This window comes from Streptomyces sp. NPDC050560 (assembly GCF_044457285.1).
Taxonomy (GTDB): domain Bacteria; phylum Actinomycetota; class Actinomycetes; order Streptomycetales; family Streptomycetaceae; genus Streptomyces.
The window spans coordinates 346,486-359,435 of record NZ_JBITGT010000001.1; the positions used below are offsets into that span (position 1 = coordinate 346,486).

At 72.6% G+C, this 12,950-nt stretch carries 9 protein-coding genes and 1 pseudogene; 3 read left to right on the forward strand and 7 right to left on the reverse strand.

The features are described 5' to 3' along the window. Positions 1 to 21: 21 nt before the first annotated feature. From ACIBIW_RS01510 to ACIBIW_RS01520, 3 genes are read right to left on the reverse strand one after another with little or no spacing between them, the layout of a single operon-like run. Complete coding sequence (locus tag ACIBIW_RS01510; RefSeq protein WP_399330687.1) at positions 22 to 1,146, reverse strand: ABC transporter substrate-binding protein; 1,125 nt, start codon at positions 1,144 to 1,146, stop codon at positions 22 to 24. Next, complete coding sequence (locus ACIBIW_RS01515; protein ID WP_399330689.1) at positions 1,143 to 1,751, reverse strand: flavin reductase family protein; 609 nt, start codon at positions 1,749 to 1,751, stop codon at positions 1,143 to 1,145. Before ACIBIW_RS01515 ends, ACIBIW_RS01510 begins: the two co-directional genes overlap by 4 nt. Then, positions 1,744 to 2,700 (reverse strand): FAD:protein FMN transferase, encoded by a 957-nt coding sequence (locus tag ACIBIW_RS01520; protein ID WP_399330691.1) that lies wholly within the window; start codon positions 2,698 to 2,700, stop codon positions 1,744 to 1,746. Before ACIBIW_RS01520 ends, ACIBIW_RS01515 begins: the two co-directional genes overlap by 8 nt. Positions 2,701 to 2,927: 227 nt before the next feature. On the opposite strand from ACIBIW_RS01520, the gene ACIBIW_RS01525 reads away from it, so the two are divergent. Both ACIBIW_RS01525 and ACIBIW_RS01530 read left to right on the forward strand, forming a co-directional pair. Next, a complete protein-coding gene (locus ACIBIW_RS01525; protein WP_399330693.1) occupies positions 2,928 to 4,496 on the forward strand; it encodes an aldehyde dehydrogenase in 1,569 nt (522 codons plus the stop codon). 43 nt (positions 4,497 to 4,539) lie between these two features. Beyond that, positions 4,540 to 5,889 (forward strand): annotated as a pseudogene (locus ACIBIW_RS01530) (FAD-dependent oxidoreductase); the annotation flags it as partial. A gap of 184 nt (positions 5,890 to 6,073) precedes the next feature. On the opposite strand, the gene aceA reads toward ACIBIW_RS01530, so the two are convergent. Then, positions 6,074 to 7,357 carry an isocitrate lyase gene (gene aceA / locus ACIBIW_RS01535; RefSeq protein WP_399330695.1) on the reverse strand — a complete coding sequence of 428 codons (1,284 nt, stop codon included), beginning with the start codon at positions 7,355 to 7,357 and terminating at the stop codon, positions 6,074 to 6,076. A gap of 374 nt (positions 7,358 to 7,731) precedes the next feature. Here aceA and ACIBIW_RS01540 point away from each other — a divergent pair, with 374 nt between their 5' ends. Beyond that, entirely contained in the window at positions 7,732 to 9,141 is a 1,410-nt protein-coding gene (locus tag ACIBIW_RS01540; protein WP_399330697.1) for a short-chain fatty acyl-CoA regulator family protein, read from the forward strand. A 7-nt stretch (positions 9,142 to 9,148) separates the two neighbouring features. On the opposite strand, the gene ACIBIW_RS01545 is transcribed toward ACIBIW_RS01540, so the two are convergent. Genes ACIBIW_RS01545 through ACIBIW_RS01555 form a run of 3 tightly spaced genes read right to left on the reverse strand, consistent with a single transcriptional unit; the run spans position 9,149 to position 12,900 of the window. Continuing rightward, positions 9,149 to 10,060 carry an ROK family protein gene (locus tag ACIBIW_RS01545; RefSeq protein WP_399330699.1) on the reverse strand — a complete coding sequence of 304 codons (912 nt, stop codon included), beginning with the start codon at positions 10,058 to 10,060 and terminating at the stop codon, positions 9,149 to 9,151. 6 nt (positions 10,061 to 10,066) lie between these two features. Continuing rightward, the gene (locus tag ACIBIW_RS01550; RefSeq protein WP_399330701.1) at positions 10,067 to 11,089 is read right to left on the reverse strand and encodes a LacI family DNA-binding transcriptional regulator; all 1,023 of its coding nucleotides are present in this window, start codon (positions 11,087 to 11,089) and stop codon (positions 10,067 to 10,069) included. Then, complete coding sequence (locus ACIBIW_RS01555; RefSeq protein WP_399330703.1) at positions 11,086 to 12,900, reverse strand: class I mannose-6-phosphate isomerase; 1,815 nt, start codon at positions 12,898 to 12,900, stop codon at positions 11,086 to 11,088. The genes ACIBIW_RS01550 and ACIBIW_RS01555 overlap by 4 nt, the downstream gene beginning before the upstream one ends. Between the last annotated feature and the right edge of the window lie 50 nt (positions 12,901 to 12,950).

A 12,950-nucleotide genomic window follows, 5' to 3' on the forward strand; every position in this document is an offset into this window, starting at 1 on the left:
ATGTGCGACCGCGGTGGGCGGTCAGGGCGCCCGGTAGACGCCCAACTTCTTTCGCGCGGCGTCGGCGAACGAGGTGTCGGCGAGGTCGCGCACATTCGTCGTCTTGTCCAGGACGTGCTGGCTGACGTAGAAGTGCTGCAACCGGTCCAGGTACGCCGTGTCGAGGCGCTGGTCCGGGTCGAGGCCGCTTGGCTTCGTCTTCCTGACGAGGTCCACCGGGACGTCGGCCTGCTTCGCGATGATCCCGACGACCTTGTCCTTGCTCTCGGCGGGCCCGGCGGCCGTGGTGTTCTTGGCCTGCGCGGTGTCCTCGGCCTGCGCGGTGTCCCCGCCATGGAACATCGCGTCGTTGTAGGTGCGTACACCCTGCATGTAGGCGGTCATGAAGGCGTTGCCGAGCTTGTGGTCGTCGATGAACCGCTTGCCGTACAGCAGCCCGGTGAGGACTTGGCCCGAACGGGGCGTGCCCTCGGTGAGGTCGGAGGCCGGCTTGACGATCCCGGCCTCGACGCCCTGGGTGTAGAAGGGCTCCAGCATGACGGCCGCGTCGACCGAGCCGCTCTTGAGCGCCCCCACCTGGTCGGGCGAGGCCACCGGGACGATGTCGAAGTCGTCGAGCTTCATGCCGTACCGGTGCAGCAGGTTGCTCAGCATGTAGAGCTGCACGGACAGCTTGCTGTGGACGGCGATCTTCTTGCCGCGCAGCGCTTTGAGCGTCTGCCCGATGCCGCCACGGCTGTACTGGGGCCGCACCGCGAAGCGGGTCGCGGAGACGCCGGGCCTGATGCTCTGCTTGTCGCCGACGATCTTGATGTCGAGGTGCTGGTTGGCCGCGGTGAACACCCCGGGCGCGAGCGAGGCGCCGGCGACATCCAGGTGTCCTGTGGCCAGCGCGTTCGTGATCGTCGGTGCGTCGCTCAGCCGCTGGTACTCGACCTTGATGCCGGCCTTCTTGAAGTAGCCGATCTGGTCGGCAAGGAAGATGCCCGCGTCGGATGTCACCTTCTCCGAGCCGATCTTGACCACGGACAGGCCGTTCGCGTCTTTGCCGCCACTGCCCGCCGAACGGGTCGCGGAGTTCCCGCAGGCCGCCAGCACGGCGCAGGCCAAGAGGAGGGCGGCGAGCCGCCATGGGCGATTCTTCATGGTGGATTCCCTGCGGGTTCGAATGTTCCGTAGCGCCCTGCCGCGTAGAGCAGGGGTTTCGCGTCGGCCTGGAACCGGGCGTGCAGCACGGTCGCGCTCAGAATCCAGTGGTCGCCTCCGCGGTGGATGTCGGCGATACGGCACTCCAATACCGCCGTGGTGCCCGACGCAAGGGTCGGCACCCGGGTACGGCCGGCCCTGACCGTCCCGGCGAGGCCGGTGAGGTCCCGGCCGCCGGTGGAGAACGCACGGGCCAAGTAGGCGCGGTCGGCCGCCAGGTAGTTGACGCTGAACCGGCGGGCCTCGCGCACCAGCGCGGCCACCCCTGTCCTGTCGTCGACCGCGACCATGACCATCGGCGGGTCACCGGAGAGTGAGGCCGCCGAGGTGCAGGTCAGACCGCTGACGCCGCCGGAGGGCGTATGCACGAGGACCACCGCGACCGGGCCCGCGACCTGCCGGAAGGCGTGCCGGAACCTGGCCTGCTCCACCGGGCGGTCGTCGACGGGCACCTGCGGGGGCGGCTCGGCGGGGGCGACCGGGAAAGAGGGAGGGGAGGGTGAAGAGGGTGAAGAGGGGAGGGAGGGAAAGGTGCTGTCAGCCATCGGACTCCTCGGTTCTGGTCAGCCGTAGGCCGCGTACGTCGCCGCGGTCGGCAAGGCGGCCGATGACCGGGCTGCCGCCCACGACCAGCGCGGTGCTGACCCACTCGGCGCACGAGCCCGACGTGGCGACCACCGTCGCCCGTGCGATGTCGGATCGGGAGGGCCGGCCGGTGCGCGGGTCGATCAGATGGTGCAGACCGGTGCCCCAACGCCGCTTCGCGGTACCGCTCGTGGCGACCGCTCCGTCGCGGACCAGCAGGACCTCGGCGTCGGGGAGGGCGATCGGCCACCCTTCGCCTGTCGGTCCTGGCCCGCGGCAGGAGACGTCCCCGCCGAGTTCGGCGGCCGAGTCGGGGCCGAGGCGGTGGATGGCGTCGTCCGCCCACACTCCCTTGGCCAGGGCTCCGATGTCGAGGGTCTGGCCGGGAAGCAGTCGGGCCCTGGTACGGGTGAGTTCGAGCACGGTGGTCAGCGGGAGCACCGGTTCCTCGGGCGGCAGGACCGGGAGCGGCCCGCCCGTCGGCAACGGGAACGGCCAGGACCCGACATAGCCGGCGGCCAACAGCCGCGGCAGCACCGCGATGTTGACCAGCCCCTCGCTGAGCACGGCCGCGTTCAGCGCGTGCGCGAGGAGCAGGTACATCTCGGGGGAGATCTCGCACCACCGGCCGCGGCTGCGGTTCAGCCGGGAGATCTCGCTGTCCTGGCGGAATCGGGAGAACCGCCGCTCCAGGTCCCGCAGCCATCGCTCGACCACGGGGAACGGGGTCTCGGGCTCGCCGCAGCATGCGAGCGTCACCTCGCAGGTGAAGACGGTGCAGTGGTGGCGGTTCACGGGGCGGACCGGCGTCGGTTCCGTGATGTGCGGGCGGTCGGGGCCTGACGGGTCCGGTCGGTCGGGTACGGCGACCGGATCGCCGCTGACCTGCGGCAGAGCCTGCGGACGCATCCGAGTCAGCTCCTCTTCGGTGTGGGCTGGACCACACTTAACATCCCATTCATGATACGGTTTAGCAATACCCGGTCAGGCGCTCGTTCGTTTCCGGGGCCGAGCGGCGGAAGGCTCAGGGCCGAGCGTGCGTGCCGGGCGTCGCCCGGCAGACGGGACTTTCGCAACACCCCCTGAGCCCCGGCACCGTCGAACCGGACTCCCCCTTCACACTCGGGAGGGCACATATGTCTTCAGCCAGCACCCCCTCACCCACCAGCACCGCCCTGTCGGACGGCACCCCGCTCCCCACCGGTGCCGCCACGGCCGGGCCGCCGCGCCGCTACGGCCTCTACATCGACAACCAGCAGGTCGCCCCGGACGGCGACCGGTACCTGGACATCGCCAACCCGGCCACCGGGGAGGTGTGGGCCCGGGTGCCCAACGCCTCGGAGGCGGACGTGGACAGGGCGGTGCGCTCCGCGCGGCGCGCGTTCACCGAGGGCGACTGGCCGCGGTACCGGGCGGCGGACCGCGCGAAGTTCCTGATCCGCTTCGGCGAGGCGGTCGCGGACCACGCCGAGGAGTTGGCCGGGCTCCAGGTCGACGAGAACGGCAAGCTCATCCGCGAGATGGTCGGCCAGGCCAAGCTCATGCCCGAGTACTTCTCCTACTACGCCGGTCTGGCCCAGATGCCCACCGGCACCACCAACCCGCTGCACGTCTCCGACATGCTCAACTACACGGTGCGCGAGCCGATCGGCGTGGTTGCCGCGATCACACCGTGGAACTCACCGCTGCTGCTGCTGGTATGGAAGCTCGGCCCCGCCCTCGCCGCGGGATGCACCGTGGTCGCCAAGCCGTCGGAGGTCACCCCGGTCTCCGCGATCCGGTTCGCCGAACTGGCCGCCGAGTGCGGCCTGCCGCCGGGCGTCTTCAACGTCGTCACCGGCCTCGGCACACCGGCAGGTACCGCGCTGACCGGCCACCCCGAGGTCGACAAGATCGCCTTCACCGGCTCGACCGCTACCGGGCAGGCCATCGCCGCGCAGGCGGGCCGCTCGCTCAAGCGTGTGTCGCTTGAGCTGGGCGGCAAGTCGCCCAACATCGTGTTCGACGACGCCGACCTGCCCAGCGCGGTCAACGGCCTGGTCGCCGGCATCTTCGGGGCCAGCGGCCAGACCTGTATGGCCGGGTCGCGCATCCTCGTCCAGGACACCGTCTATGACGAGGTGGTCGCGCGGCTCGCCGAGCGCGCCGAGGCCGTGCGGGTGGGCGACCCGCACGACCCGGCCAGCGAGATGGGCACCATCGCCTCGCCCGCGCAGCGCGACAAGGTGCTGCACTACGTGGACGTCGCCACCGATGAGGGCGCACGCCTGGTCGCGGGCGGTGCCCCGGCTGCCGTCGAGGGCCTGCCGGACGGCCTGTTCGTGCGCCCGACGGTGTTCGCGGACGTCACCAACGGGATGCGGATCGCCCGCGAGGAGGTCTTCGGACCGATCGCCGCGGTGATCCGGTTCCGGGACGAGGAGGACGCCGTACGCATCGCCAACGACACGGAGTTCGGCCTCGCCGCGGGTGTGTGGACCGGCAGCGTCCAGCGCGCCCACCGCGTCGCCGGGCGGCTGCGCGCGGGCACGGTGTGGATCAACAACTACCGCAAGACCTCCTACGCGACCCCGTTCGGCGGCTATCGGCAGAGCGGCCTCGGCCGGGAGAACGGCGCCGACGCGCTGCGCGAGTACACCGAGGAGAAGAGCGTGTGGGTCGACACGGGCCAGGGCGTCAAGGACCCCTTCAACCCCCGGGCCTGACCGCCGCTCCCCCGCCACGACCACCACACCCCAGGGACTCTCCATGGCAGAACCGGCAGCATCCCCGATCCCGCCCGCGCCCGCCCCCGCGCCCCGTACCGTCGTCGTGATCGGCTCCGGCATCGCCGGCCTGTCCGCGGCGGTGTCCGCGGCCGAGGAACTGGCCGACACCCCTGACGCCTCCGTCGTCCTGGTCGAACGCGCCGACCCGCGCGAGGCCGGCGGCAACACCCGGTGGACCTCCGCCTACCTGCGGCTCGACGACGTGTACGAGCCGGGCGAGACCTTCACCGAGGACATCCTCGCCTTCTCCGGAGGGCGCACCCCGTCGGCCTACGTCGAGGCGCTGCTCGACCGGCTGCCGGAGACCATGGAGTGGATACAGGGCCACGGCGTGCGATTCCGCCGGCTGCCCACCTACTTCGTCAACAGCAGCAGACGCCGTCTGCAACCGGTCGGCGGCGGCGAGGCACTGCTGGCCGCGCTGCGGCCGGCGGCCGAACGGCTCGGTGTGCGCTTCCACTACAGGACCACCGCGCAGCGCCTGGTCACCGACGCCTCGGGCCGGCTGAACGGGGTCCTGGTCACCGACGACACCGGGGAGCGCACCCTGCACGCGGACGCGGTGATCATCGCCTCCGGCGGTTTCGAGGGGGACCGGAGGTCACTGGCCGACGCGCTCGACGGCGACGCCGACCGGCTGCTGCCCATCGCGCCAGGCGTGCGGTTCAACAAGGGTGAGGGCATCCGGATGGCGCTCGACCTCGGCGCCCGCCGCGGCGGCCAGTGGGACGGGTTCCACGCCGAGCCGGTCGATCCGCGCAGCGACGCGCCCGAGGCCCTGGTCATGGTCTTCCCGTACGGAATCCTGGTGAACGCGGCCGGTGAGCGCTTCCTCGACGAGGGGCGCGGCACCGTCGACGAGACATACGAGTCCACCGCACGCGCCGTGTGGGCCCAGCCGGGCGGTACCGCGTACTTCGTCACCGACCGTGGTTTCGAGGCGGTGACCGCACGCGAACGCGGCATCCTCACCGGCGTCAAACCGGTCGTCGCCGACACCCTGGAGGAGTTGGCGACCGCGCTCGGACTGCCCGCGGACGCGCTGGCAGCCACGGTGGCGGAGTACAACGGGGCGGTGGGCGAGGGCGACTTCGACTGGCGCCGCCCGGACGGCAAACGCACCGAGGGCCTCACTCCGCCCAAGAGCAACTGGGCGCTGCCACTCGACAGGCCGCCGTACCTGGCCTACCCGGTGGCCTGCGCCATCGTGTTCACCTTCGGCGGCCTGGAGACCACCGCGGGGGCCGAGGTCGTCGGCGAGGCGGGCGAGCCCATACCCGGCCTCTACGCGGCCGGCGAGTGCACCGGCATTTACCACGACAAATACCCGGGTGGCACGTCCGTGCTGCGCGGCATGGTCTTCGGCCGCATCGCCGGCCACCGCGCGGCCACCCGGCCACCACACGGCTGAGGCAGGAAGCAGGCTTCCGTCCGCCGGGCTGCTCGACGAGCCGTACCGGGGCCGCGGCCGGGGGCTCCACGAGGCCCCGGCCGCGCCGGAACGACCGCCATTTCTAGTGGAACTGCTCCGCCTCCGTGGACCCCGCGAGGGCCGTGGTGGTGGAGGTGGGGTTGACGGCGGTGGAGACCAGGTCGAAGTAGCCGGTGCCGACCTCGCGTTGGTGTTTGACCGCGGTGAAGCCCTGGGCCTGGGCGGCGAACTCGCGCTCCTGGAGGTCGACATAGGCGGTCATGCCGCTCTCGGCGTAGCCGCGGGCCAGGTCGAACATGCCGTGGTTGAGGGAGTGGAAGCCGGCCAGGGTGATGAACTGGAAGCGGTAGCCCATGGCGGCCAACTCCCGCTGGAACTTGGCGATCTGGTCGTCGTCGAGGGCCGCCTTCCAGTTGAAGGAGGGCGAGCAGTTGTAGGCCAGCATCTGGTCCGGGTAGCGGGCGTGGATCGCCTCGGCGAAGTCGCGCGCCTGCGCCAGGTCCGGGGTGCCGGTCTCCACCCAGAGCAGGTCGGCGTACGGGGCGTAGGCGAGGCCGCGGGCGATGGCGGCGGCCTGGCCGCCTCGGACCCGGTAGAAGCCCTCCGCGGTGCGTTCGCCGGTCGTGAACTCTGCGTCGCGCTCGTCGACGTCGCTGGTGAGGAGGTTCGCGGCGAGGGCGTCGGTGCGGGCGATGACCAGGGTGGGCACGTCGGCGATGTCGGCGGCGAGCCTGGCGGCGCCCAGGGTGCGGATGTGCTGGGAGGTCGGGACGAGGACCTTGCCGCCGAGGTGGCCGCACTTCTTCTCGGAGGCCAACTGGTCCTCGTAGTGGATGCCGGCCGCGCCCGCCGCGATCATCGCCTTCGTCAGCTCGAACGCGTTGAGCGGGCCGCCGAAGCCGGCCTCGGCGTCGGCGACGACCGGCGCGAGCCAGTCGGTGGTGTCGCCCTCGCCCTCGGCGGTGGCGATCTGGTCGGCGCGCAGCAGCGCGTTGTTGATGCGGCGCACGACCTGGGGCACCGAGTTGGCGGGGTAGAGACTCTGGTCGGGGTAGGTGTGCCCGGCCTGGTTGGCGTCGGCCGCGACCTGCCAGCCCGACAGGTAGATGGCCTGGAGCCCGGCCCTGACCTGCTGGACGGCCTGGCCTCCCGTGAGGGCGCCAAGGGCGTGGACGTAGTCCAGGTCGTGCAGTTGCCGCCAGAGCCGTTCGGCGCCGCGCCTGGCGAGGGTGTGCTCCTCGCGGACGCTGCCCGAGAGGCGGACGACGTCCTCGGCGCTGTGGACGCGCTCGACGCCCTGCCAGCGGGGCTCCGTGCTCCAGCGCCGTGCCAGTTCAGCGGCCGCCCGTGTCCTCGCTTCTGCCATGACTGTCACCTTCTCCTCGGGTCTGTTGCTTCTGCCAAGCCTCGCCGCCCGGAAGGACCGGTGTGGCACTCGGTGTCGTATGGTGGAGGTGCGGCCCGTGGTCTCTCGGTGCGGCGTCGGTGAGCAATGCTGCCGTGGGGAACCCGCCCTCGCCGGGATCTCCGATGCCAGGGCGTTTATCGCGCCCCGGTTCCGGGCGGTGTTCGCCGGGGACCGCGGGCCGCACGGAAAACTGTGACACTGGCACTGAGTGCCATCAAGCGTGGATGGCTGTCAACTTCTGCGAATCTTCGCGGGCCGGTTTGCCAAGTTTGCGAAGGGTGCGGCGGAGGTCGGGTCACGCACGCTTCGCCCGACGGGATCGGAGGGGCACGGTGGGCAGGACGTATGCGGGGGCGCGGATGCGGCGGCTGCGCGAGGAGCGCGGGCTGAGCCAGGCCGAGCTGGCACGTGTGCTGGCGATCTCGCCCAGCTATCTGAACCAGATGGAGCACGACTCACGGCCGCTCACGGTCGCCGTGCTGCTGCGTCTTACGGAGGCGTTCGGCGTCGACCCGGGCTTCTTCTCCGAGCGCGACACCAGCCGTCTGGTGGCGGACCTGCGGGAGACCCTGGCCGGGGAGATCACGGCGGCCGGGGTGACCCCGTCCGACCTCGCGGAGCTGGCCTCGCGGATGCCGGACGTGGCCCGGGTCCTGCTCGAACTCGGCCGCAGGAACCAGCAGTTGGCGCAGCGGCTCGCCGGGGCCGCCGACTCCAGGGACACCGGCCCCGGGGCGCCGGGGTCACCGCACGAGGAGATACGCGAGTTCTTCTACCGCCGCCGGAACTACCTCCACGACACCGACCTCGCGGCGGAGGAACTGGCCCGGGAGATCGCGATACGCCCCGGTGACGTGCTGCGGGTGCTCACCGCCAGGCTCGCGGACCGTCACGGCGTCCGGCTCGCCGGGGAGCCCGGCGCCGATCTGCACCACTACGACGAGGCGAGCCGCACCCTGCGTCTCTCCACCCGGCTGCGCCCGGGGCAGCGCGCGTTCCGCATGGCCACCCAGCTCGCCCTGCTGGAGTACGGCGGTGAACTCGACCGGCAGGCCGCGGAGGATTTCCCGGCGGGTACCCCCACCCACGCGCTGGCCAGGATCGGCATCGCGCACTACTTCGCGGCCGCGCTGATCATGCCGTACCGGGACTTCCACGCGGCGGCCGAGGAGGTCCGCTACGACATCGAACTCCTCGCCGACCGGCACGGCCTCGGCTACGAGACGGTCTGCCACCGGCTGAGCACGTTGCAGCGGCCGCGGCTGCGCGGGGTGCCCTTCTCGTTCGTACGGGTGGACCGGGCGGGGAACATGTCCAAGCGGCAGTCCGCCACCGGCTTCCACTTCTCCAGGGCCGGGGGCACGTGTCCGCTGTGGAACGTGTACGAGTCGTTCGGCTCGCCCGGCCGTATCCAGGTCCAGATCGCCGAAATGCCGGACGGGCAGCGGTACTTGTGGACGGCGCGCGCGGTCGCCAGGCACCGCGGCGGCTGGGGCGAGCCCGGCAAGACCTTCGCCGTCGGGCTCGGCTGCGAGATCCGGCACGCCCACCGCCTCGTCTACTCCGACGGTCTCGACCTGACCAGCGCCTCGGCCGCCACCCCGATCGGCATGGGCTGCCGCGTCTGCGAGCGCCTCGACTGCCCGCAGCGCGCGGCTCCCCCGCTCGGCCGCGAGCTGCGGATCGACCAGCACACGAGCACCTTCGTGCCGTACCCGGTGCGCGACGACGACGGTTCCTGAGGGGGTGTCAGGCGAGCGCGTGCGCGGCGGCGCCGAGCAGCGCCGCCCTCTCGGTGTCCTGACACACCGTCACTCCCATTCGGGCGAGGCGGGGTTCGTGTGCGGTGAGGGCGTCGGTCAGGGGCGGTCCGATGCGGTGCCACGCGGCGGTGGCGGCGCCGCCGAAGACCACCGCGTCGGCGTCGAAGGCGGCGAGCCAGGGGGCCAGCGCGCCGCCGAGGGCGCGCAGCGCGCGGTCCACCACGTCACGGGCGGTGGTGTCGCCGCGCGCGGCAAGGCCGGTCAGCTCGCGCAGGCCGTCGACGTGCCGGCCGGTGCGGTCCAGGTAGCGGGCGGTCAGCGCCCGGGTGGACACGGTGTCCTCCAGCGGGCCGCCGTCGATGGTGAGCAGGTCGGCGCGGCCCTGCGGCGGCACCCGCGGGCCGTCCTCGACCACGGCGCCGTCCGCGAGGAACGCGGAGCCCACGCCCGTCCCCAGGGTGACCGCGACGAGCCGGCTGCCGGGGCCGCGCCAGGTCTGCCACACCCCGAGCCCGAACGCGGCGGCGTCGTTGAGGAACCGGATACCGGCCGGGCGGCGGCGCAGCAGGGGCGCGAGGCGGTCGCCGACCGGGACTCCGTCGAGCGCGGCGAACTTGCCGACGCCCCGGTAGCGGGCCACCCCGCGCCCGTAGTCGAACGGTCCCGGCACGGCGGCGCCCCAGACGTCGTGGAGCGGTGTCCCCGCGGTGAGGACCCCGTCGGCGACCTCGGCGAGGGTGGCGAGGAAGGTGTCCGCGTCGGTGTCGGCGGCGAGGGGCCTGCGGTGCCTGGTGCCCGGCACGATGCGGGAGCCCGCGAGGTCGACGGCCGCGGCGGTGGCGTGCGAGCCGCCCACCTCGACGACGGGGACGGCGCGCGGGCGCGCGGGGGCCGCCACCGCCCGCTACCTGGGGGCCGGGTGGTCGACGAGGGTGGTCGCGATGGTGACCCGCCTCGGCGGCGGGGGCGCCGGGCTCGCCTGCCGTTCGAAGAGCAGTCGCGCGGCGGCCCTGCCGACCTCGACCGGGTCGTAGGAGACGAGGGTGAGCGGGAGGTGCAGCATGTCGGCGAGTTCGATGTCGTCGAAGCCCGCGACGGTGACCGCGGCGCCGCCGTCGCGGCGGTCGCGCAGGGCGCGCAGGGCGCCGACGGTGTTGCGGTTGTTCGCGGCGAGCAGCGCCGTCGGCGGGTCGTCGAGTGCGAGCATCGTGCGCGCCGCCTCCTCGGCGAGCGCGCTGTCCCCGCGGCCCTGGCTGACGTACCGCTCGTCCATCGGCAGCCCGGCCTCCTCCAGCGCGAGCGCGTAGCCGCGCAAGCGCTCCGAGCCGGTCCACAGCGACGGCGGCAGGCCGAGGAAGCCGATGCGGCGGTGGCCGCGTGCGATGAGTTCGCGGCACGCCTGGCGGGTGCCGCCGAAGTCGTCGACGAGGACGCAGTCGACGTCGATGCCGATCGGCGGGCTCGCGGCGAGTACGACGGGTGTGTCCCGCAGCGGTCCGCCGCCGAGGTGGCTGTGGTCGTGCCCGGCGGAGACCACCACGAGGCCGTCCACGCCGCGCTCCACCATGTCGGTGACGACCTCGCGCTCCACCGCCGGGTCCTCGCCCGTGCTGCCGAGCATCACCCGGGCCCCGTAGCCGACGCTGATCTGTTCGACGCCGACGGCGAGTTGGGAGTAGAAGGGGTTCGCGAGGTTGGTGACGACCAGTCCGACCAGTTCGTTGGGGCCGCCCGAACGCAGGCCGCGGGCCGCCTTGTTGGGGCGGTAGCCGAGCGCGGCCACCTCGGCGAGCACCCGCTTCCTGGTGTCCTCCCCTATGCCGCGCTGGCCGCGCAGCGCGCGCGACACCGTCATCGGGCTCACCCCGAGCCGCTGCGCCACGTCCCGCATGGTGTACGTCGGTTCGGAGTCCGAGTGCGTGCTCATACCACCTGCGCCTTCACCAGCCGGACCGGTTCAGGACCCTCGCCGCGCACCTGGTAGGCGGCGACGGACGCCGGGACGGCAAGAGTCTCCGCATAGTGTACGAAGTGGTGGTGCCCCGCGGCGGTGGTGACCAGGGCGCCCTGTCCTTCGACGACGGTCAGCACGTGGAAGCGGCCCCCGGTGTGCTGGGGTGCCGTCCCGCCGGGCTCGACGGCGATCCTGCGCACCTCGAAGAACATGTCGGGCAGCGCGCCGAGCAGTTCCTCGTACCAGCCGTCGCCCGTGGTCAACGTCCTCGGCCGCTGGATGAGTTGGTCGGGGACGCGGGTGCCGGAGCGCTCCGGGTCGAGGTTGCGGAAGGCGTGTTCGACGTGGACGGGGCGCTGCTCGTCGGCCGCGTCGCGGCGCAGCCAGTCGTAGAACCGCAGCGAGTACAGGTAGGGCGTGGCGCTGACCTCCAGGACGACGTTGCCCTCGCCGCTGCCGTGCGGGGTGCCCGCGGGGACGAGGTAGAGCTGCCCCTGCTCGGCGGGGAACGTGCCCACGTACCGCTCGATGTCGAAGGGGGTGCCCTCGGTGTCGGCCGCGTGCGCGTGGCGGTGGAACGCGTCGACGTCGACGCCGTCGCGCAGCCCGAGGAAGACCTTGCCAGGGGTGCCGGCGCGCATCAGGTAGTAGCTCTCGTGCTGGGTGTAGGGCCAGCCGAAGACGGTGCGCATGTCGTCGGGGCGCGGGTGGCAGTGGACGGAGAGGTTGCCGCCGCCGACGGTGTCGAGGTAGTCGAAGCGGATCGGGAACGAGGTGCCGAACGTCCGGTGGACATGGGCGCCGAGCAGGTCCTCGGGGGAGAGTGCCACGACGAGCTGGAAGGGCACCTCGACGCAGCGGTCCCGGGCGTCGCCGAGCAGGACGCCGCTCTCGGGGGCGATCAGCTCGTAGCCGAGGGCGGTGTTCTCCGCCCCGGGGTTGTGGCCCAGCTCCTCCTGGCCCCAGTGGCCGCCCCAGGGCGTGGAGTTGAAGGTGGGCCTGGTGCGGAAGGGGCGGGTGGCGAGGGTGCGGCAGGTGTCGCGCAACGCGGTGCCGCTGAGGGAGGCCGGATTCGCGGTATCGGTAACGTCGAGCCAGCGGTCGACGCGCCCCACCGACGCGTCGCGGTGGCGGTCGAGCAGCGGCCAGTCGATGTAGAGGAGCCTGCGCAGGGTCGGGGGTTCGCCTGCCGGGGCCGCGAGGTTGCGGCCGCGCCCGCGGCGGACGGCGTACTCCGCGTGCCGCTTCGGCAGATCGGCCCACCACAGCGCGTCGGCCCGCCCGAGGGCGGCGCCGGGCCCGACGACGATACGCAGCGCCCGCGCGCCGTCCTGGCCCGCCGCGCCGTCAGCCCCGTCAGCGCCATCAGCGCCATCAGCGCCATCGGCGTCACCCAAGTCGCCCGGATCGGCGGAGAGTTCCGCGAGGGCCGCGGGGTCGAGCAGGTCGGCGAGGGTGCCGCCGGCGAGCCTGGCGAAGTCGGGGTCGTCGCGCAGCGCCTCGGACTCCGTGCGGCGGCGCACCTCGGCCCAGTCGAGGGCCGCGGTCCTGGCGTCCGCGATCTCGACCCGTGCGCGGGCGCGCGCGAACGCCGTGCACAGTTCACCGGCGACCGCCTCCCAGTCGAGCACGGCCGGGCCGTCGACCGCGAGGACGCGTACGTCGCCGGGGAGCGTGTCCGCCGCGGCGTCCCAGCCGACCGCGACGGTGCCGCTGCCGAGCGGGTAGCAGGGTGCCGGTTCGTACTGCCTCGCGTGCGTCGCGGCCTGTGGACGGTCCGCCATGTCACCCACCCTGTTGCGATAACGTCAACGCTTCTTCTTTTCAAACCACC